The organism is Ferroplasma acidarmanus Fer1 (assembly GCF_000152265.2).
GTDB lineage: Archaea > Thermoplasmatota > Thermoplasmata > Thermoplasmatales > Thermoplasmataceae > Ferroplasma > Ferroplasma acidiphilum.
This window is the reverse complement of sequence record NC_021592.1, coordinates 1,805,142-1,826,037: the sequence shown is the minus strand read 5'-3', so window position 1 is coordinate 1,826,037 and position 20,896 is coordinate 1,805,142. Positions and strand designations below refer to the sequence as shown.

Here is a 20,896-nt window from a genome sequence, read left to right as displayed (position 1 = left end):
AATTTATATTTCTGTAAATTTAATTAACCTTTTTACATTACACATCTATGGCTACAGTTTCTGCTAATAAATCCATAATTTTTGACCTCGATGGTACAATATGGAATTCAATAATATACAGGATAAAGGCATGGCAGCTGGCGTTTAAAGATTACGGAATAGATACGGACCCTGAAGTAATTCGCCTGATGATAGGCTATTCTGGCTCCATGCTGATTAAAAAAATGAACGCACGCGACCCTGCAATAGAAAAAAGGGAAGAGATGTATTTCGAAAAAATGCTGCCGGATGTTAAATTTTATCCGGATGTGGAAGGTACATTCTCACAGCTTAGAAATATGGGATTTAAAATTGCAATAGTTACCTCATCCAGAAGGGATATGATTGAAAAAATCAATGTCCATGCAGAAGCTATAGTAACCATGGATGATGTGGAAAAAGGTAAACCAGACCCTGAGCCATATAAGAAGGCTATCAAAATTATGGATGGCACACCGGAAAGAACAATAGTTGTGGGGGATATTGACAATGACCTTGTCCCTGCTAAATTGCTGGGATGCGTAGCGGTTCTGGTTTCACATGGGACTCAAAAACGAGCAGAACACAAGGATTATGAAATATCCGAAATAGGTGATATTATAAAAATAATTGAAACGCTAAAATGGCGGTGAAACCCTTCCAACTAAACACAAGCCTCCTGCTACAGTGAGTGTTTTGGCCTTCTAGATTAGTTCTGATAATTTTTTCAAATCCATAAGTTCTGTACACCATAAAACAATATTGGTATCCCCTTCAGGAGAAATATGAAATAAAATAATCCTTTATGTTCCCAAATTATTGATATTTTGTACAACCATGAGACAGGTAAAAAGCCTGAACATAGAGATAATATTAATAATAATATCATATTAAGTTAATTGAGATGGTCACTTATCTAGACGAAGACGAATATGCGAGATGGATGTCTAATGCAAAATATACTTTGAAGTCTGCAGAAAATGATAAGTCAGCGGAATTTTATAACTGGGCATGTTTTAAAGCACAGCAGGCTACTGAATATGCAGTTAAAGCGTACATAAGAGGTACGGGAAGCGATTCATTTGGACATTCAGTATCCTTATTATTAAATAAAGCAGGGTTTGATAAGAATTTAGTTAATATTGCCAAGGTTCTAGATAAGTATTATATACCAACCCGATACACAGATGCCTGGACAGAAGGTGTGCCTGAAGATTATTATACACTCGATGAAGCAAATGAAGCCATAGCTAATGCAGGAATAATAATAGAGGAGGTAGAAAGCAAATGGAAATCATTGAAAAAAGAATAAAGGAGAGGAATAGTGTAATAAATCAATCAGGCGAGTATGCAAAAACCCTTGACTTTAAATGTACTGTGATATTAATAGGCTCCTACGCCCGCGGAGATTTCAATTTGTGGAGTGATATTGATATATTAATTATAGGGCATTTTGATGCTAATCCTTTAAAAAGACTAAAAAATATTGATTTTCCTGCGGGTTATGAAACTGTATTGTTAACTCCGGATGAAATAAAAAAAATGGCAGGTAAGAATAACAAATTTATAAAGGATGCATTTAGCCAGGGAATAGTATTGAGGGATGATTTTGGAATTGCCAATATTAGTATTAATTCATGGTAAATTTGTTATATATACTATATAGCTATAAATTACAATTGCATTAGATAATAAGTGTTGCAATGGTAACATGATAAAAATTTATTTCATTCTGATAAAATTATAGAACGCCAGCTTTATATATTGTAAACTGGTAAATAATGATATATTCACCACATTAATATTTTTTCCTTTGTAGAGGATGGTAACCCGAAAGTTTTGCAGAAATCCGGATGGTTCCATGGTGGAAGTTCAGACCTTACAGAGCCTGGTGAATGCGGGTCTATGGTCGCAAGCCTTCTTGCTTCGTTATCCCTAATTTTAGTCCTCCAGACCTGCCCCCATGATATGAAAAATCTCTGCTCAGGTGTTAAACCATCTATTTTTATGTTCTTAGCCGGTTCAGCCTTAAGCCTTTTCTGCAGTGCCTCATAGGCTATCAAAACGGCCCCAAGGTCAGCAATGTTTTCACCCAGGGTTAATTTCCCATTCACGTTCAGGCCCGGGAGGATTTCCACGGAGGAATAAAGTTTGACTACTTTTTCAGCCATCTCATCGAAACGCTTCTTATCCTCGTCTGTCCACCAGTTCACCATATTTCCATTTTCATCGAAATGGCTTCCCTGGTCATCGTATCCATGTGTTATTTCATGTGATATTACGCCACCGATTCCACCATAGTTTACCGCATCATCCATTTCAGGGTCAAAAAATGGCGGCTGCATTATTCCTGCAGGGAATACTATTTCATTGCCCATGGGATTGAAATATGCGTTAACCGTGGGAGGGGTCATGTACCACTCTGTTTTATCTACCTTGGTTCCAATTCTTTTGAGCTGCCTGTTCAGTTCGAATGATGCTGCACGTTCAACATTGCCTATATAGTCATCTGGATTAATTTCAATGGAAGAATAATCCTTGAATTTTTCAGTATATCCTATTTTGGCATTGAATTTGGAGAATTTTAGCAAAGCTTTTTCCCTTGTTTCCTTACTCATCCAGGGATTGTTTTCCAGCCTTTCTTTAAAAATGGCTTTTATATCATTGACCAGTACGGTTATTTTTTCAACAGCTTCCTTTCCGAAATGCTTATCAACATAAACCTGCCCCAGAGAGTCACCAATAGAGGCATCTACTACATTGACTACCGTTCTCCACCTTGGAGCTATCTTTTCCTGCCCTAGCAGTGTTTTCTTGAAAAAGTTGAAGTTCTCATCAACTGCTTCCTTATGCAGAAACATTGCGCTGCCGGCTAATACCTTCCACTTTAGATAGGAAACAATATTTTCAATTGCTGTATTTTTCAACAATGCACCTGCTTGTTCAAAGAACTCCGGTGCATCCATTATGGCATAATTCATATTGCCTGAACCGATTATTTTAAAATACCGGTCAAAGCCTAGTTCTGGGAATTTCTGGAAAAGTTCCTCCATACTATATTTGTTGTATGCCCTTTCTACATCCCTTAAATCAGTTTTGCTCCTGCTAAACTTAGCCAGTTCTGTTTCCAGTGAAACAACTCTCTCTGCCGTATTTTCTGCATCATTCTGAGTATAGCCATATAAGGTAAACATCCTGGCTATATGCTTTTTATATGCATCCAGGATTGGTTTCATCTGTTCGTTTAAATAATAATCCCGATCGGGAAGAGATAGCCCACCCTGGCCAATATATAGTGAATATATTTCTGCATTTTTTGCATCCTCTGCACTTCCTATATCGAAGGGAATCTGGACGCTTTTCATGGTTAATTCTGCGAAGAGTTCGGGAAGTTTTTCCTTTGTAACATTATTAATATTATCCATCTCACCCTTAATGGGGCCGAATTTTAATTTTTCTATCCTCTCTGTATCCATAGCGGATGTGTAAAAATCGCCAAGCTGTTTTTCCATGCTGTTATGGGAACTCTTTTTAAGATCTTCAAGTATGCTTTTCAATATATACATATTTTTTTCGTAAAGCATGTCGAAAGCCCCATATCTTGATCTATCTTCGGGTATAGTTGTCTCTTCAAGCCATTTCCCGTTGCAATATCCATAAAAATCTTTTGCAGGATTTTTAGACCTATCTATATATTTGACCGAGAAACCAATATCTCTTTTTAAAATACTTTCAGCTTCTTCCATTCCTTCCTATAACGGGCTTTTATAAAAATATTTGTTAACCGTATGGTATAAGGCTAGTTTTCCCATCCAAAGGATATAGCTACTGCCTGTTTCCAGCCAAAATATCCTGAGTGTGCACCTCCAGAACTATTATCAGGAGAAAACTTTCTTTCAGTCGATGACATGGCACCCAGCTGGTCCAGCTTCCAGAAACCTGATGCAAGCCCTGCTATATATGCAGAACCTGTAGCTGTAATTTCAGTGGTATTAGTTTTTATAATATTTAAGCCGGAAAGATTTGACTGGAGTTGCATAAGAAATTGGCTGCGGGTCAATCCCCCATCCACCTTTAATTCCTTCACCGGTGTTACTTTTTTAACTTCCTGCAAAACGTCCTCTGTCTGGTAAGCTACTGATTCGTATGCCATCCGTGCCATCTCATTCCTGCCGGTGGAATGGGTCAATCCAACAATAGTTCCCCTGGCCGTAGGATCCCAGTATGGAGAGCCAAGCCCTGTAAAGGCAGGGACAAGGTATGCATTGGAACTGTGCGCCTTCAATGCCATTTCTTCCAGTTTATCGTAAGATTTCACATTAAGAATATTCTTCATCCAGTCAATAGAAGAACCCGCACTGAAAATGCTTCCTTCAACAGCGTAACTCACTTTTTTATATTCTAACCCGTATGCTATAGTCCCGATCAGGGAACCGGTTGCCGGGATGTTATTTCCTGTGTTAGCCAGCATAAATGAACCTGTACCGTATGTGTTTTTTGCCATGCCTTTTGATATGGCAGCATGACCGAACAGGGCAGACTGCTGGTCTCCTATAATTGCGTATACAGGTATTTCCTTTCCTGGAGAAATAGAAATTGATCCAAAATCATTGAGCGATGGCTCAACGTCAGGGAGCAAGGAATCTGGAATATTGAATAATTCCAGCATTTCACTATCCCACTCCAGTTTACGGATATTGTATAGCATTGTCCTTGATGCATTGGTATAATCGGTAGCGTGGGGCCCTGACCCCGCCATATTGAATAAGAGCCATGAATCTACGGTGCCGAATGCTAATTCTCCCTTCGATGCTTTTTCCCTCGCACCTTCCACATTATCCAGGAGCCATTGTATTTTTCCAGCGCTGAAATATGGATCTGGCCTGAGGCCTGTTTTTTCCTCTATAACGGTTATATAATTTTCCATTTTTCTCATAACATTTTCAGTACGCCTGTCCTGCCATACAATTGCATTGTAAATCGGAACACCAGTTTTCCTGTTCCAGATAACAGTAGTTTCCCTCTGGTTTGTAATTCCTGCCGATTCAATATCTCCAGGATCAATGCCAGCTATTTTTATTGCCTGTGAGATAACTTTTTTCACTGCAGAAATAATAAAATATGGATTCTGTTCTACCCAACCTTCCCTGGGATAATATGATACCATGCGTATGGATGATTTGCCAGTTATTTCACCACTTCTATCAAAAATAACGGCTTTGCAATTTGTAGTTCCTGCATCTATAGATAATATGTATTCTCCTGCCATACCTTTACAATACAAATCAATTATTATAAGTTTTTACAAAAAAATAGAATAATTCGAAATTTTCATCGCTTTCTTAATTTTTAAACATAACTACCTTAATTTGATGCCAGATATTTACAATTTAAGTTGAATATAACTGATACAAAAGGCTTATAAATAGTGATTTCATAATTAATTATAGGGTGGAACAATGCCAGAAGTAGTTATAGGCCATTCAATAACTGTGCAGTTGCCACATGGTTTCAGATTAATAAAGGCATCCGATACAGGGAAAGAATTTATCTCTGAAGATCGAAAAATGCGTGATTACAAAATATCTTATTTTTATGACTGGAGCAAGGAGGACAATAACATTGTCATAGTCCATGAATCCCCCGATGGCAAACTCAGTGGAGTCGTTATGTTCCGGCTGGTGCCAAATATATATCATCCAAAGAGAATAGTGGTAGAAATGCTTGCAAGGAATTTTGCCAGTGCCGGGAGTTCTGGTTCAGGATATGATTTGCTAAAAGTCATAGAAAACAATGTTGCCAGAGCTCTGCACATTAAAAGAATAGATATTGAAGCGGTTAAAAGCCTTAAAGATTATTATAATTCGCTGGGGTATGAGGAAACGGGGGAAAATTATTACGATTCTTCGTGGAAAGAAATAGTAAATATGAGCAAAAGTGTTTGATTTGTATAGGTTTGAAAAAGAATTATGGCAATAGCAAAGTCAATTAAATGCCGAGATAGAGTTCTTAAGGTCATTTTTGATAAGCAGAATCAACGGAAGGGTAACAAGTGGAATAATGCCTGTAACGATCCAGGATACGCGGTAACTGTAGCTATATGCAATACCTGTGAAAATAATGGGGGCTATGGCAGCAATTGCTAGCTGTATGGAGTTGTTAAAGGATAAAGATAAGGATACTAAGTCTCTCCTTGAAATATACCTGATAAAAGTATACATGACAGAGAAACCATATATTGTAAGCATTCCCAGGGCAATAGTAATGAATACAATAATTATGTAATTGTGGACGAACCCCAGTGATATAAGAAGAAAAGACAGCATTAAATTAATTATGACAAACATTGCTATTTTATGTCGTGTCCTGGAAAAATGGTATCCTCCAAGTATGCCGCCTAAAAACCCTACGAGCAAATATATTGATGACACCAGGCCTGCTGATGATGGACTGAACCGTATTGTTTCAAGGTGAACTACTTCATGCTAAAGCATTGAAGCTTCCTGGTTCATCGACATAACTTGCCTTCACATATGGAGTATTAAGTCCTTCGAAGGTATCGGTTAATGTTTCCCCGGGCGTAAATTCCCTGCTATCCTCAGGTACTGTATTTTTAAACTTTTTTGTTTTCATTCCATAATAAATCATATTCAATGAAGAATTATAATCTCTGTCAATGATATAGCCACAGTTACTGCATTTATAAATTCTTTCATTTAATTTTATATCATATTTATTATGGCAATTATTGCACTCCTTTGTTGTAGGAATGAAACGGCCTACAGGTATAAGATTTGAAGCCTTACTTTTAAGTGCTTCAATAATGCTTCCTATACCTGTATTTTCTATTTTTTTGCCAAATAGTTTTTGCCATCCGGATATATTGTCATTCTGCGTTATTATTATATTGTAGTTAGATGTTATATAATGGACTATTTTATTTTTTACATCTCTTTTCTTATTGTTTCTCTTTTGCTGTTCCCTGTTTAATCTGTTTTTATTTTTATTATAATTCTTAGATTGCTCTCCACTTAGTTTTTTCTTAGATCCTTCTGCATATTTAGCTTTTCTTGATAACTCTCTCTGCAATCTTATTTCCCTTTTAGATTTTGGTATATTATATTCCAATTTTAGTCCATTTGATAATGTCAGTTGAGTTTTAATCCCTGAATCTATGCCTATTATTCTATTATTATTTCTTTCTTCCTTTTTTGTATATGCTGTTATATTGATATAATAATTATTGTTCTTATGTATTAGCATAGCATTTCCAAAATCTAAATTATTAAAATCATATTTTAATTCTTTATGCTTTATGTTTTCATTATCAGTAAAAGTTTCATAAAAACCGTTTACTTTTAATGGTTGTTCTATTCTCTGAATTTTAATATAATTAAAATTATTTATTATATTATATGTTTTACCTTTGCCGAATTGTCTTAGAGGTATAGAATTTATTTCTTTTTTAAATTTTAATTTGCCTGTTTTAAAGCCATTCTCTTTTAATTCGTGTAGCCCGCTTATATTATTTTCAGTTCTTTTTAATAAATCCTGTTTCATCTGTGCTGATAAATAATTTATTTTTCTCCTTTCATAATGGTCTTTTACATATACATTTGCATAATTTGTTTTATAATCAAATTTAAAAATATCATTGTTGAATTCCTTATCTAAAATATAATTATATAGCCATTTTGTCTCTAAAAACATTGTGTTTAATGCCTTTATAGTATTATTATTTAATTTATCATTGTCTATTTTTAGTTTAAGTATTATTACATCCTGTGTTTTTCTTTTTTCCTTTGTTAGTTTTAACGAATTTTTAATTTTATTTCTCCGTTCTTCAGACATCATGGCTCTTTTTCTCATATGTATATGATATTATTGAATAAACCTTGCTATTATATATGCATATAGTATAATTATCTTAAAAATAGTTAATTTATTGTTATTTTAAAAATTATGCCATTCATTAGATTTGAAAATTGTTTAAATATTAATTAATTATTGAATATTTAACAATTACAGAAATTCATCCACACCGTAAACTCAGTGACTTTCTTTCTGGTAGAGAGATTTGTAATATACAAAAAACTGCCCTATTATTGTTTCTGATATTCTGGCACCGATCCCGATTAATGCTATAAATATTATAACTTTAGATGTGAGCACATGCTTCAACCCTTTTTTCAGTGCTGCCCTATCTGTCTTTATTTTCCTTACATCTCTGAAGGAAATTTCAACCAGAATAAATGTAGCCAGTGTTATTATCCCTGCTATTATGAACGGAATTTTATAGCCTATGTACTGGTCAAGTATAGCCCATCCAAATATTCCGATACCACCGCCTGCAGCAAATGCCCCATTGTAAACACCAATATGGAATGCAGATTTGTTTTCCGGTATAACAGAGAGTAGAAGGCTTAAGGTCGATGAAAAGAAAAAAGCTCCGGATAATCCGGAAAAAAATCTTGAAATAATTAATTCGGTGAAGTTGGTAGAGAGACCGGAGATAATTGCGAATATCCCCATGAGCAGCAATCCTGTTAACGATGTTTTTTTATCACCTATATAGGATGCAAGTAACCCACCCACTACCTGAAATATAGCTATGCCAAGATAGAATGAGGTAACCAGGGCACCCAGTGCAATTAAGTCAATATCGAAGCTGGATTTTATGTATTTAAGTGCCGGGGCAATGTCCATCCAGTTAAGGGCATACAATGCCCTAGCATTATAGATTAAACCTGCCCTTGCATGGTAATTCATATGAAATGGGACTAAACAATATATATTAAATTTATATTGGAATGGTAATTAAATACCATTCTATCCTCTTAAAACAATTTTCTTGCGGCGCTGTCCAGCCCTTCGAAGGTCATAGGGTGCTGGTGTGGCAGTTCTGCGAAATCCCTGGCTGTTAATCCCTTTGAAAGTCCCATCGATATTTCATTGATTATATTCCCCGCATCATTTCCGATAACATACCCACCTATTATTTTCATATCTTCATCAAAAATTAAATCTAGCTCCCCTCCTGGCTCATTGTATATCTCTGCAAGGGAATCATCCGCCATTTTATATTTTGACTTTATGTATTTTATGCCCAGTTCTTTTGCCTTCTCCGGTGTAATTCCGGTAAAAGACATATTTGGAATAGTGTATACGGTAAATGGTACACAATTGTCCTGGAAGCGATCAACAGGCATATCTCCTGACATGATGCAGTTTGCGGCTATCAGTGACTGCCTTTTTGCGGCATGAAATAATGGTGCAATGCCATTCACATAGCCTGTTGCATATATATTCGGTATATTCGTCTGCATTGATGAGTTTACTATAATTCCCTTTCTGTTAAATTTAATGCCCGCTTCTTCAGTTCCTTCCGGAATAAGTGGTTCACGGCCAGTTGCCATCATTACACAGGCAGTAATAACACTGTCACTTTTTCCGTTATTATCAATTATAGTAGTTTTGTAGCCATCCCCATCTGGTTCTATTGAAATTACACTGTTGTTAAAATGTACCCTCATATCAGGCAATAATGGCTCTAATTTTCCAACTATCTCCGGATCCATGTCCATCAGGATTCTATCAGAACGTTCAATAAGCTCTACCCGGGAACCCATGATAGACATGTATGAAGCTGTTTCTACACCTATGTAGCCTCCGCCTATAATAGCTATAGACTCTGGAAGGTCCTTGATTTTAGGGTCAATCCTGAAAAGGTCTGCACTTGTTATTGCGTATTCAATCCCTTTTATTTGCGGCATATATGTGTATGCCCCACTTCCAATGATTAAGTGCTTATAATTGAGTTTTATATTGCCAGCCTCAGTTTTTACCTCTACTGTGCTGGAATCTATAATTTTTGCAACACCCTTTAAGATTTCTATTCCTGCTTCCTCCAGTTCTTTTCTGTGGAGCCCGTTTCTTAAAATTTGAACTTTGTCCTTTCTTTTTAAAATATCCCTGTAATTTATCCTGAAGTCGCCAAAATCGCTTATACGCTTATAAGTGTGGACTGTTTCTATGATTGCTTTTGAAGGCACACATCCTTCAGCTAGGCAATTTCCAGACATTATTCCCTTATCATCTATCATAATGACAGAGAATCCCGCCTTTTTGAGCCTGAAAGCTGCAGGGTAAGATGCTCCACCTGCCCCTATTGTTACCACATCGAATGATTTCATCTTATTGCATTATACGATTCTATAAAAAAATAGCCCATTACCGGATAATATTCAATATGATATGTTTCAGGCAATCAGGCTACGGGCTCTTTAACTTCAGTTAGTTATATACAGGTTAATTAATCACTTCATGAATCTGCATATCAATTCTTCCTGTAGCTTAATTTGCCTATTAAACTAGCATAAATTATAAGAACACAAGGTAGAAATGCGTGATAAGGTGTACCTGTGGGAAGTGAGCTACCTCATGCTAAAGCATAGAGGCTTCCTGCTTCACTGACCATGCTTAACTTCACATATGGGCTTATATTAAGCCCTTCAAAGCCAGAGGCAATAATCTCCACAGGCGTTAATTCCCTACGCTCCATAGGTACATTTAAATTTATATTATATTTCTTAAAATAATTATTTAATTTTTTATTTTTAATTTTTAATAATTCATTTAATTTTTTAATTCCATAATACATATCATTTAATGCAGAATTATAATCCCTATCTATTATAAAACCACAGTTATGGCATTGATATATCCTTTCATCTAATTTTATATCATATTTATTATGGCAATTAGAACATTCCTTTGTGGTAGGAATAAATTTATCCAGTAATATAAGTGTTGATGCCTTATGTTTAAGTGCATCGATTATTCCACCTATACCTGTAGATTCTATTTTCCTGCCAAAGAGATGCTTCCATCCTCTTATATTGTCATTCTGTGTTATTACTATATCATAATTGGATGTTAGATAATGGGTTATTTTGTTAATAGTGTCTTTTCTTCTGTTCATTGTCTTATTCTGTTCTTTGTTTAATTTATTTTTGTTTTTATAATAATTCCTGGATTGCCCTCTACTTAGTTTTTTAGTTCCTTCTGCATATCTGGCTTTCCTTGACAATGACCTCTGCAATCTTATTTCTTTTTTGGATTTTGGTATATTATAGTTTAATATTGATCCATTAGAGCATGTCAACTGGTTCTTTATTCCTAAGTCAAATGATATTATTTTTTGATTATTGACAGGTTTTTCTAAAATGTATTTATTTTTATACGCTGTTATGTTGATATAATAATTATTGTTATTATTGATTAACAATGCACTTGCCGGTTCATAATAGCATTCTAAGTTATCCAGGCCATTTACTTTTAACAACTGCTTTATATTCTGTATTTTAATATAATTATTGTTTATTATTTTATATGTTATAGTATATTGATTCAATGGTATTGATGTTATAAATGATTTAAATTTCAATTTTCCAACTGTACTGTCCCATTATTATTTCCTTTATATACTGTATGAATTTATATTTTTTCATTTTACCACCATTTTATTTTTATATGCCATTGCTGGTGTAACTATATTATCACCATCTGACAGTGAGTCATGCATCCTTTCATAGTTGTAATGGTATACTACCTCTTCCCAGGTACTGAAATATGGCCTTAAACGTTTTATGGTATAGTTTAATCTCTCCAGTTTTCCATTTGTTTCAGGGTGTTTTACCCTTCCAAGTATGTGTTTTATATTACTGTTATCTAAGTATTCCTGGAACTTATTGTGATCTCCAGGTATTCCATTCTTACCATTTGAAAAGAACTGTGTTCCATGGTCTGTTAATATCTCTTCAGGCTTACCGTAAGTGTTTATTGCTATTTCCAGTGCTTCTATTGTATTATCTATTGTTTCCTCACCGTATATTCCCATTCCTACTATGAACCTTGAAGCATCATCTTCTATTATTATTAACTTCTCACTGTCACTGTATTTAGTCCAGTCCATATGCCATAGTGAGTTGCTATGTTTCCTCTCATATTTTATATATTTTCTCTGTTTCTTCTTATTATTGCTGTTATCAACCATATTTAATAATAACAGTATTCTGTATATATTGTTTTTAGCTATTATTATCCCCTTTCTTTTAAGGTATTTCCTTATTCTTTCAGGTCCTGACATAGGGTATTCATATCTTATTTTTTTAACTATTTCTATATCCTTGCTGTTTAATTCCCTATGTTTCCTTTTACCTATTGTATATTCTCCATTATCCCTGTATTTTTTGTATATGTAATTTACATACCTTGTTGTTATTTTCATTTCCTTAGCTATTTCTGTAGATGATCTTCTCTTATTTTTCTCCCTTATTATATATTTTATTTTTTTCTCATTTAACTTCATTCTGGGCTTATATTCTTTTATTATATTTTTAGAGGGTATATATAGGAAATATTTACGGGACAATATATTTCAATTTTCCAACTTTAAAGCCATTCTCTTTTAATTTATGGAGGCCTCTTATATTGTCCATTGCCCTGTTAATAATTTCCTCCTTCATCTGTGATGATAAATAATTTAATTTCCTTGTTTCATAATGGTCTTTTACATATACATTTACATTCTTTATTTTAGGGTCTATATTAAAAATATCATTGTTGAATTCTTTGTTTATAACATAATTATATAGCCATTTAGCTTCTAAAAAGATTGTGTTTAATGCCTTTATAGTATTATTATTTAATTTATCATTGTCTATTTTTAGTTTAAGTATTATTACATCCTGTGTTTTTCTTCTTTCTCTTGTTATTCTTAAGGAATTTTTAATTTTGTTTCTCTTTTCTTCTATCATACTTTCTTCTATTAATTTTATTATATCAATTTAATATATAAATTATTTCCATTTATTTCTTTATTTCCAGAAATCCATCCACATCTTAAACTCAGTGGCTTTCTTTCTGGTAGAATGATTTGTAAAATAAAGGATTTTGAGAACCCCCATATTATTTATTACCTGACCGGTCAAACAGAACACATAAATGTTGTTAGCTCTATGCAATTATTCCGGAACTCCCACCAGTATCATTTTTAATGCTATACTTACCATTATCTAATTGATTTCCTCTTAGTTAACTATGTTCCCCGGCAATATTTCTATTGTTTTTTTCAATAATATTTATTAGTGTATTCTATATATTAGTTTATGGCCACAGAGCATCTGGAAATTAAAAAAATCAAGGGCCAGAATTACGCTTACAGTACAGTTAACCTCTGGGACAGGGAAAATAAAAAAGAGATAAAAATAAGCAAGTATATCGGTAAAGTAAATGGAAATAATGAGATCATAAGAAAGGTGAACCTCCCCGACAGGTCATACCAGTACGGTGATGTGGCATTTCTGGTTTCAATGAACTATAACTTAATTAAAAAAATATCGGAAAATTACGATAAATACTGGAAAGAAATTATTACATCTGCCTTGATAACAATAGTAGGGCGCATTCCACTTGAATATGTAAAGGGATACTACAGAAAAACCATACTCTACCATTACTGGCCAAAATTGAAACTTGAACCAAAAAATATTACCTCAATGCTAAGGTATCTGGCATATAACAAACTTGCATTTGAGAATCTTGAGGAATATGACGATAGTTCATTAATAATGCACGTTGAAATAGTAATACCTGTATACGCATTTAATGGAAAAAGCAGATATGCACGTGATAACATCACACTGGACATAGTTTTTGAGCCTGCCCAGATGCGGATACTGAATGTGGAATATTTTACTGGGTCCGAGTATATGCTTTCCAGATTTATTTCAAGGACTGAAGAAGCCGCAAAATATGACGGGGTTCTTATACTGGACTCCTTACATTCTACTAAAAAGGACATTAACCTTTTAATACGGGAAAATAAATTTTTTATTGTGGAACTTTCGCCGGATGAAACAAAAAAATTTCTGGATAAGGTAGACCCGTCAGGGAAAACAATGCTAAGAAGGTCTTTTAATTCGCTTTTGAACAGGTCAATTTATTATTACAGAATCAGCATGGGCAACCTTCATTATTTTATCATGGATGATGCATATCACGGGGAAAGTGAGTCCATCAAAGTATCCGGCAACAGCTCTATTATGGTTGCACTGTCCAATATGGATATAGACCAGGGATTGGTGTACCAGGCAATTAATATTAAAAGATTCATGTATTCATCCATATCAAGTTCTAAATACCGCCTGGATTCAGACAGAAAGATGATATCAGGTAAAATGGAACTGGATGGATATGTACTTTTTAACATTATTGCCATGAAATTCTATATGTCACTGTACAGGAATACTATTATTCCAAATCCCGGGAGGCACAAACTGGTGGATTCACTTATGATCGAACTGTCCACGATAAATATGTATCTTGTAAAGGGTGAACTGTACCTGCCCCGCATAGGAAAATCAATAATGTCCGATTTGAATTCAGTTGGTGGCGGTATTGCTGATAAAATATTTTCTAAGGACCTGTTCAGTGAGTTAAATAATAAAAAGTAAATATTATATGAGTTTATTTTTCCCTGTATATATCATTCTGTACTTCCATATCTGTAGACCCTGCTCTCTTTATTGCTTCCGGATGTTTAATTGCGTAGATGACTATGGCTATTGCTGAAATAATTATGAATACCACCGCAGTTATTATGGAATAGTCAACAGGGTATGCCGGAGGCACGAAGCTGTAAAACATTGCAATTGCAAGTATTACCGTTGCAATAGCCGGAATCACAGCATGTGTTAGTATTTTAAATTCCTTTAATTTTTTATAGGTCACGCCAAGGCCGAAATTGCTCAGTATATGGCCTACGAAAAGTGCTGCAGATGATGCGGTAACAAGATAAAGGAAACCGTCTTCCGGGCCAATAAGCAATCCCGCTGCCAGAGACACTACATAGGCTACCCCGGCCATTGTTATTATTGCTATATATGGAGTTTTGTGTACAGGATGCACTTTAGAAAACATGGAAGGGCCAAGGCCGTCCCGGCTCATGGAAAATATCATCCTTGAACTTGTGTTTAATGGTGCAAGGGAACCGGCAAATAAACTATTTATGATAAATACGAAGAGCACTATGGTAAATGGCAGCCCCAGATATTTATCTGACACGATGAGCCCGGGTACGCTGGATGTAAAGAAGGTGGACATCTTCGATACACCCCATCCAACGGTAAGCGCATATGAAGTAAGAACAAATACAACCCCGGTAATAATGAAACTGATCAGCAATGCCTTTTTGATATTTTTCCTTGGCTGCTGTGCCTCTTCGCCCAGTGTTACGACTGCAGATGAGCCTGACATGGAAAATATTGCAAGCACCATTCCCACTGCTACTGCGGCAAAGCCATCTGCAGGCCCCGCGGTAAATGGTACATATGTGTTTTTTGAACCCAGTGCTACAATTATAACCACCGATGTAATAACAAGCAGGGCTATTTCTATAACGGATGCTGTAAAGCTATATGCCAGTGATGGCTTTATTCCAAGATAGGCAATTACAGTCAATATTACTATAAATGCTGTCATAATTGGAATCCAGGTATATGACCCTATGTTAAAATGCAGGAAGTAGGATATGGTTCCGGGTATAAACACCCCGGATGTAAATAGTATGGCGTTTGTTATGACCATAAAATAACTGAACCACATCATATAACCTATTATTAAACCATAAGTTGGGCTTGCACCCTGGGAGTTAAATGTATAAAACCCGCCTGCGCCGTTTATCTTTTTTGAGAACTGGTAGGGTGTATTAATCCATATTAAAACACCAAAAATAGAAATTATATAAGCAAGTGGCAATGAACCCTTCGCGAATTCGGCTGCACCTGTCATTGTGGCTGCCACTGCACCGAGCGGAGAAATCATAGCGATGGATTGCCCGAGCAACGAGTAAAATCCAGCCGCCCCCTTTTTCAGGGTTCTGCCTTCAGAAATTCTTTCCATGAATCCCGTATTTTATTATTAATTTAAGGCTTTCTGAAAATTACATTTCTATTCAGCGTATTCATCAATATACTGTTCTCCAGATTCGATCATATCGGTAATTTCAGATGTCCTGAATCCTGATTTTACAGAAAGGAAGTAAAATATCAGGGATACCACCATTACTACAAGGAAATCATATGGAAATGGAAACAGATTTATTCCTCCAAAGTTGGATTCACCAAGGTATGAGAGAATAGTTAATGCAATTATTAAAAGTGGCACCCAGTATCCGCCTTGTATATTTTCCTTTGTGAATATATTGTCAACATGATGAAATGCAAGGAATACCAGATAAACAGCGAAGCCGGCAAATAATATTATAGCGATATACGCAACGGTTGGCCACCCGGTCCAGTAGACTATCAGGGAAGCACCTATAAAAGCAACAGGTGAGAGGATACGTGCGTATGGCAGTTTAAATGGCCTCTTCAGATCAGATGCCTCTCGCCTCAGTACCATTAATGTTGAACCACCCAGTATATAAGTAAAGCCTGCCACACCGGAAACAAGGCCAACAACCACATACCAGCTTGGCAATGGCACCAGGAAAATTAAACCCAGAACAAGGCTTATTAATAATGAAAATACTGGAACCCCTGTCCTTTTGCTTACCTTTCCAAACGTACGGGGAAAATATCCAATTTCTGCCAGGCCATACAGAGATCGGGTAGCGGTCCCTGCTGCAATATTAAGTGTTCCGGCAGGTGATATATATGCATCTGCATAGAGAAGGTATGTTAACACAGCCAGAATGGCTAGGCTGGAGGATTTTGCCAGGAATGCAAAAGGAGCGCTATCAATGCTTTTTGCGTATGTTCCGGCAGAAGCTGACGAAAGCCCCAGCCACCCACCTGATGCAGTTAACAGTGATGGGTTGATGGCGGAAATGAAGGCAAACTGTAGCAGCACATAAACTACTATAGATGTCAGCATAGCATAAATTAATGCCCTCGGTATGTCCCTCTGTGGATTTTTTGCCTCCCCTGCAAAATTCAATGTATGCCTGAATCCTAAATATGAAAAGACTATCCCATCAGTTGATATGGCTTCAAACACTAATGAAATATTGTTATGTGGAAGAAATCCACCTAATGCAGGATTGTTAAAGTTCCCTGCATGGAATAACAGGAAAACCATCAGTATTATGGTAATTGATGGAATGATGAGTTTCCACCAGGTGATGCCCTGGTTTGTCTTCCCCATTAACTTTACGCCAAAATAGTTCAGAAAATAAAAACCCGCTATCAGTGCAGCTGCAATAAGAATGCCGTAGCCTGATAATAGGGTAACACTTGACGAGGGGTCAAGTGGATTTTTTGCGTAGTATATGAGTGCTGGTTTTGTTATATATGATCCGGCATATGTTATAGCGGCTTCAGCTTCCAGGGCGGGTGCTGCAACCCTTGCCGCAAAATATCCCCATCCAAAAAAAAGCCCTGCAATGCCTCCATGGGAATAATGCCCGTATCTTGTTATAAATCCACTTCTGGGTATCATTGCACCTATTTCGGCATATACAAGTACCAGAACCAGGACTATAGCACCCCCTATTATCCAGGACAGTATAGCAGCAGGGCCAGCTGTGCCAGCAGCTGCTGATTCGGCAAAGAGCCATCCTGATCCAATTATAGCGCCAAGGCTTAAGAAATATAAATCCCATGAAGTAAGCACTTTCTTTAATTTTTTATCATTGGATATAGAACCTGAATGCAGGCTATCAGTATCGCGCATTTGAAAGTATGGAAAAACATAATATAATATTTTCCCTGTAACTGCCAGACATATGTTGGCAATAGTATTATTCATAATATAAACTCCGGCCTCGGTGAAATGTTGAGGCGAAACGTTTTATTATGGACAATGTTGTGAGGTTATTGTTTGAAAAGTTCTATCATTTAATGAAATAATTTATAATCTAACCTTACACCCTGCCTTTTATTTCCTGATAAAGCCTTATAGCTGCTGGACTTGTTTTCCACATTCTGTTTAACCTTATACCAGGAAGCCTCTATGATTTGCCATGAGGTAGTTCACCGCATATTATACTATAGTCCATGATTACCTTAACGTGCCTGGAATAATATTATTATAATATTTAGTAATGTCACGGAATGGTTTCATTTTCATCAGATATACGCAACAGGCAGGTAGTCATAGTAAGCCTTTCTTCTATGATGCGATCCCTGGGCATGGGTGCTTCATGGCCTTTTATGGCCATCTTCCTGAGCCTGTATATCCATCTAGCTGTTTACATTGTGGGAATCATATTTACACTTCTTTCACTGATGTCAATGGTATTCAGTATCCTGGGAGGGTATCTGGCAGATCTGAAGGGCAGAAAATTTACACTTATGCTTGGAAGCATTTCCGGTATTTTTATTTACCTTTCCATTGCCCTAACATTTCTGTTCCACATCTATACTTTAACCATTATATTATTTATATTCTCATCATTTTCAGGGTCTCTTGTTTACCCTTCGGCCAGTGCCCTTATTGCAGATGTAACTAACCCGGAAAGCAGGGAAGGCGGTTATTCAATATACAGGATACTGTCCAATGTGGGATGGGCTGTCGGGCCGTTGATGGGTTCTTTTATTTATTCTACAGGCATTATTTACATATTTTATGCTTTAGTTGTGGCAAGCATCCTGCAGACTATAATAATTCTTTTTGTAAAGAAACAGAATGTGCTTAAAACAGGAAAAGGAACGAGAAACCCGTTTCTTGTGTATGATAAATACCTGTTTATTTTCAGTATTGCAACTTTCTTCATAATACTGCTTTCCTCACAGTTTTCGGTCTCACTTCCATTGTACAGCGAGATTGCAATAAAAATTAACGTTGCAGACCTTGGCTATATTTACGCGATTAACGGATTGGTTGTGGTTATCGGCCAGTATCCCTTAATTCAGCTATTTGCCCGTTTCGGGGATCTCATTACCTTCATAGCCGGGGCACTTTTTTATGCCCTAGGTTATTTTATAATAGCATTTTCAACCAATTTATACGGGTTAATGTTTGATATGGTTATTATAACAATGGGAGAAAACCTGACTACACCTACAATTAATACTGTTATATCAAAAATGTCTCCTCCTGGAAAAACAGGAAGGTATATGGGATTTAACTCAATGGTAAATTCCATAGGGCGGGCATTCGGGCCATCCATGGGAACATATATAATGTATACATTCCATTATAACGGGCTGGCAACATGGTCTCTCATAGCTATATTTGGCGTATTCTCTGCGATTGTCATTGTAATATTTGCAATAAGCTACAATAAATCTGGAAATACATACATTGCAAGGGGAACAAAAACCTGAATTATCAACATTAATAACATTATATATTTTAGAAAAATAAGAAATTCACAATCTAAAAAATTAATACATGATGTTAATATTAATTTCCTGTATTTAGCCTCATAGCAATAATGTCACAATTATTTTGGTTCCAGTGCCTCCTCCTCTATGGACATTTTAGCTGCATTTCTTACCTTATCTGGATGTATTTTGTACTCAATAAAGGTTAAAATCCCGGCAATGGGAATCCATGAAATTCCAATATAAACGGCAAGATTCTCCGGGTATTTACCTGGCGATATTACTGTGCCTGCCATTATTATAACGAGAATTACAATACCAATAACAGGAATAATTAAATGCTCAATCACCTTAAATTTGTGTATGCGCCTCATCATTACAGGCAGTGATATTGAAGCTATAATATGCTCCACATAAGCTGCATAGGCATTGATAAGCAGCATCATAAGTCCACCCTTCACAGGCCCGAATAATACACCAAAGATTATTGCAATTACAAGAGAAAATGCAAATATTGCAAGTGCGGCATTTGATGGAGTTTTGTATTTTTTATGAATCCTCCCTATACTTTCAGGGAGAAAGAGAATTCCATCCCTTGCAAAACTGTAAAAAATTCTGGAATCCGCATTGCTTACAGATATATTATATCCCATAAAACTGTTCACAGTAACCAGAATCAGCAGGATGTATATTACAGGGTTGAGTTTCCTGAAGAGAATGATACCGGGGTCAGGGCTGGTTGCAAATGATGCCATAGCAGATGGTCCCCATCCGATTGTAAATGCATATGATACAATGATAAGTGTTATTCCTGAGAGTATTACTGTTCCTATAAGGGCCTTTTTAATTGTCTTCTGTGGCGATACTGCCTCTTCTCCCATTGCAGTTATAGAAACAGTGGTGCCGAAATAAAGAATCATGGAGTAAATCATGGCAAAAAGAAGCTGAGATGCACCTGAAACATACTTTGTTGTAAAGACAGCCAGAGTATTCAGGTTTCCTGCATGAATTATTATAAGAGCAGAGCCAATAAGAAGAACTGCAACTTCTATCACGCCTCCTGCTATCTGGTAATCCGTGGATACCTTCATGCCCCGATGGGTGAAAATAAATGATATAAGGGCAGCAAAAAAGGCAACAGGAAGCCAGAAAACAATGCCTTTATAAGCAGGGTCGAGCAGGGTTATAAAAGCTGCAAGCCCCAGAAATCCGAAGCTGCCATATCCAATTAACCCGTAAAAAGCCATATTCCACGCCTGAAATGTTCCGGCTATCCCTCCCAGGCCTTTCCCGGCAAATGTATAGTACGACCCGGCTGAATTCACATGCTTGGAAAATTGATAACCGGTATTCATAATAAAGAGGTATGCAAAAACGCCAAGCAACAGTGCAAGTGGAGTGGCCCCCAGTGCATATTCTACTACTCCAGTTAATAAATATGCAGCATCTGCTGCAACAGAGAGAGTACCCATCGCCTGCCACACTAATCTGAAACCTCCAAGTGAATTTCTCTTTAATTGATCCACTTCAACCATAGAGGCTTAAGA

At 36.2% G+C, this 20,896-nt stretch carries 18 protein-coding genes; 6 read left to right on the top strand and 12 right to left on the bottom strand.

Translation table 11 applies throughout. The features are described from left to right. The first annotated feature begins 47 nt into the window (after window positions 1-47). The 3 genes from FACI_RS09190 to FACI_RS09180 all read left to right on the top strand — a co-directional run bounded on the left by FACI_RS09190 (window position 48) and on the right by FACI_RS09180 (window position 1,662). Entirely contained in the window at window positions 48-671 is a 624-nt protein-coding gene (locus FACI_RS09190) for an HAD family hydrolase (protein WP_009887922.1), read from the top strand. Window positions 672-922: 251 nt separating this feature from the next. Next, complete coding sequence (locus tag FACI_RS09185) at window positions 923-1,330, top strand: HEPN domain-containing protein (protein WP_019841806.1); 408 nt, start codon at window positions 923-925, stop codon at window positions 1,328-1,330. Then, window positions 1,306-1,662, top strand: a complete 357-nt coding sequence (locus tag FACI_RS09180) for a nucleotidyltransferase domain-containing protein (protein ID WP_009887920.1) — start codon at window positions 1,306-1,308, stop codon at window positions 1,660-1,662. The genes FACI_RS09185 and FACI_RS09180 overlap by 25 nt, the downstream gene beginning before the upstream one ends. Before the next feature lie 146 nt (window positions 1,663-1,808). On the opposite strand, the gene FACI_RS09175 is transcribed toward FACI_RS09180, so the two are convergent. Beyond that, a complete protein-coding gene (locus tag FACI_RS09175) occupies window positions 1,809-3,764 on the bottom strand; it encodes a M13 family metallopeptidase (RefSeq protein WP_009887919.1) in 1,956 nt (651 codons plus the stop codon). A 53-nt stretch (window positions 3,765-3,817) separates the two neighbouring features. After that, window positions 3,818-5,287, bottom strand: coding sequence for an FGGY family carbohydrate kinase (locus tag FACI_RS09170; protein ID WP_009887918.1), 1,470 nt, complete (start codon window positions 5,285-5,287; stop codon window positions 3,818-3,820). Window positions 5,288-5,477: 190 nt separating this feature from the next. Between FACI_RS09170 and FACI_RS09165 the strand changes: the two genes are divergently transcribed. Further along, window positions 5,478-5,963, top strand: coding sequence for a GNAT family N-acetyltransferase (locus FACI_RS09165; protein WP_009887917.1), 486 nt, complete (start codon window positions 5,478-5,480; stop codon window positions 5,961-5,963). 39 nt (window positions 5,964-6,002) lie between these two features. Here FACI_RS09165 and FACI_RS09160 read toward each other — a convergent pair whose 3' ends face one another. The 7 genes from FACI_RS09160 to FACI_RS09130 all read right to left on the bottom strand — a co-directional run bounded on the left by FACI_RS09160 (window position 6,003) and on the right by FACI_RS09130 (window position 12,836). Continuing rightward, complete coding sequence (locus FACI_RS09160; protein WP_084593865.1) at window positions 6,003-6,479, bottom strand: MFS transporter; 477 nt, start codon at window positions 6,477-6,479, stop codon at window positions 6,003-6,005. A gap of 19 nt (window positions 6,480-6,498) precedes the next feature. Beyond that, a complete protein-coding gene (locus FACI_RS09155) occupies window positions 6,499-7,887 on the bottom strand; it encodes an RNA-guided endonuclease InsQ/TnpB family protein (RefSeq protein WP_048074087.1) in 1,389 nt (462 codons plus the stop codon). Window positions 7,888-8,067: 180 nt separating this feature from the next. Continuing rightward, window positions 8,068-8,787, bottom strand: coding sequence for an MFS transporter (locus tag FACI_RS09150; protein WP_009887914.1), 720 nt, complete (start codon window positions 8,785-8,787; stop codon window positions 8,068-8,070). Between the two features lie 68 nt (window positions 8,788-8,855). Beyond that, the gene (locus FACI_RS09145; protein ID WP_009887913.1) at window positions 8,856-10,211 is read right to left on the bottom strand and encodes a dihydrolipoyl dehydrogenase; all 1,356 of its coding nucleotides are present in this window, start codon (window positions 10,209-10,211) and stop codon (window positions 8,856-8,858) included. A 245-nt stretch (window positions 10,212-10,456) separates the two neighbouring features. Next, window positions 10,457-11,464, bottom strand: a complete 1,008-nt coding sequence (locus FACI_RS09140; RefSeq protein ID WP_009887912.1) for an RNA-guided endonuclease InsQ/TnpB family protein — start codon at window positions 11,462-11,464, stop codon at window positions 10,457-10,459. Window positions 11,465-11,524: 60 nt separating this feature from the next. Continuing rightward, window positions 11,525-12,388, bottom strand: a complete 864-nt coding sequence (locus tag FACI_RS09135; RefSeq protein WP_009886695.1) for an IS481-like element ISFac5 family transposase — start codon at window positions 12,386-12,388, stop codon at window positions 11,525-11,527. A gap of 52 nt (window positions 12,389-12,440) precedes the next feature. Next, window positions 12,441-12,836 carry a hypothetical protein gene (locus FACI_RS09130; protein ID WP_009887911.1) on the bottom strand — a complete coding sequence of 132 codons (396 nt, stop codon included), beginning with the start codon at window positions 12,834-12,836 and terminating at the stop codon, window positions 12,441-12,443. A 351-nt stretch (window positions 12,837-13,187) separates the two neighbouring features. Between FACI_RS09130 and FACI_RS09125 the strand changes: the two genes are divergently transcribed. Further along, window positions 13,188-14,534, top strand: coding sequence for a hypothetical protein (locus tag FACI_RS09125; protein ID WP_009887909.1), 1,347 nt, complete (start codon window positions 13,188-13,190; stop codon window positions 14,532-14,534). Window positions 14,535-14,547: 13 nt separating this feature from the next. On the opposite strand, the gene FACI_RS09120 is transcribed toward FACI_RS09125, so the two are convergent. Further along, on the bottom strand, window positions 14,548-15,981 hold the full coding sequence (locus FACI_RS09120; protein ID WP_009887907.1) for an APC family permease: 1,434 nt from the start codon (window positions 15,979-15,981) through the stop codon (window positions 14,548-14,550). 48 nt (window positions 15,982-16,029) lie between these two features. Then, window positions 16,030-17,754, bottom strand: coding sequence for an APC family permease (locus FACI_RS09115; protein WP_048074242.1), 1,725 nt, complete (start codon window positions 17,752-17,754; stop codon window positions 16,030-16,032). A 380-nt stretch (window positions 17,755-18,134) separates the two neighbouring features. On the opposite strand from FACI_RS09115, the gene FACI_RS09110 reads away from it, so the two are divergent. After that, the gene (locus tag FACI_RS09110; protein WP_009887903.1) at window positions 18,135-19,349 is read left to right on the top strand and encodes an MDR family MFS transporter; all 1,215 of its coding nucleotides are present in this window, start codon (window positions 18,135-18,137) and stop codon (window positions 19,347-19,349) included. Window positions 19,350-19,468: 119 nt separating this feature from the next. Here the strand turns inward: FACI_RS09110 and FACI_RS09105 are convergent, their stop codons facing one another. Then, window positions 19,469-20,884, bottom strand: coding sequence for an APC family permease (locus tag FACI_RS09105; protein WP_009887902.1), 1,416 nt, complete (start codon window positions 20,882-20,884; stop codon window positions 19,469-19,471). Window positions 20,885-20,896: the final 12 nt, after the last annotated feature.

What these genes read in the sequence shown, in the direction of transcription:
- FACI_RS09190 (WP_009887922.1), top strand. Translation starts at nt 48, where the DNA reads ATGGCTACAGTTTCTGCTAATAAATCCATAATTTTTGACCTCGATGGT.
- FACI_RS09185 (WP_019841806.1), top strand. Translation starts at nt 923, where the DNA reads ATGGTCACTTATCTAGACGAAGACGAATATGCGAGATGGATGTCTAAT.
- FACI_RS09180 (WP_009887920.1), top strand. Translation starts at nt 1,306, where the DNA reads ATGGAAATCATTGAAAAAAGAATAAAGGAGAGGAATAGTGTAATAAAT.
- FACI_RS09175 (WP_009887919.1), bottom strand. Translation starts at nt 3,764, where the DNA reads ATGGAAGAAGCTGAAAGTATTTTAAAAAGAGATATTGGTTTCTCGGTC.
- FACI_RS09170 (WP_009887918.1), bottom strand. Translation starts at nt 5,287, where the DNA reads ATGGCAGGAGAATACATATTATCTATAGATGCAGGAACTACAAATTGC.
- FACI_RS09165 (WP_009887917.1), top strand. Translation starts at nt 5,478, where the DNA reads ATGCCAGAAGTAGTTATAGGCCATTCAATAACTGTGCAGTTGCCACAT.
- FACI_RS09155 (WP_048074087.1), bottom strand. Translation starts at nt 7,887, where the DNA reads ATGAGAAAAAGAGCCATGATGTCTGAAGAACGGAGAAATAAAATTAAA.
- FACI_RS09150 (WP_009887914.1), bottom strand. Translation starts at nt 8,787, where the DNA reads ATGAATTACCATGCAAGGGCAGGTTTAATCTATAATGCTAGGGCATTG.
- FACI_RS09145 (WP_009887913.1), bottom strand. Translation starts at nt 10,211, where the DNA reads ATGAAATCATTCGATGTGGTAACAATAGGGGCAGGTGGAGCATCTTAC.
- FACI_RS09135 (WP_009886695.1), bottom strand. Translation starts at nt 12,388, where the DNA reads ATGAAGTTAAATGAGAAAAAAATAAAATATATAATAAGGGAGAAAAAT.
- FACI_RS09130 (WP_009887911.1), bottom strand. Translation starts at nt 12,836, where the DNA reads ATGATAGAAGAAAAGAGAAACAAAATTAAAAATTCCTTAAGAATAACA.
- FACI_RS09125 (WP_009887909.1), top strand. Translation starts at nt 13,188, where the DNA reads ATGGCCACAGAGCATCTGGAAATTAAAAAAATCAAGGGCCAGAATTAC.
- FACI_RS09120 (WP_009887907.1), bottom strand. Translation starts at nt 15,981, where the DNA reads ATGGAAAGAATTTCTGAAGGCAGAACCCTGAAAAAGGGGGCGGCTGGA.
- FACI_RS09115 (WP_048074242.1), bottom strand. Translation starts at nt 17,754, where the DNA reads ATGCGCGATACTGATAGCCTGCATTCAGGTTCTATATCCAATGATAAA.
- FACI_RS09110 (WP_009887903.1), top strand. Translation starts at nt 18,135, where the DNA reads ATGGTTTCATTTTCATCAGATATACGCAACAGGCAGGTAGTCATAGTA.
- FACI_RS09105 (WP_009887902.1), bottom strand. Translation starts at nt 20,884, where the DNA reads ATGGTTGAAGTGGATCAATTAAAGAGAAATTCACTTGGAGGTTTCAGA.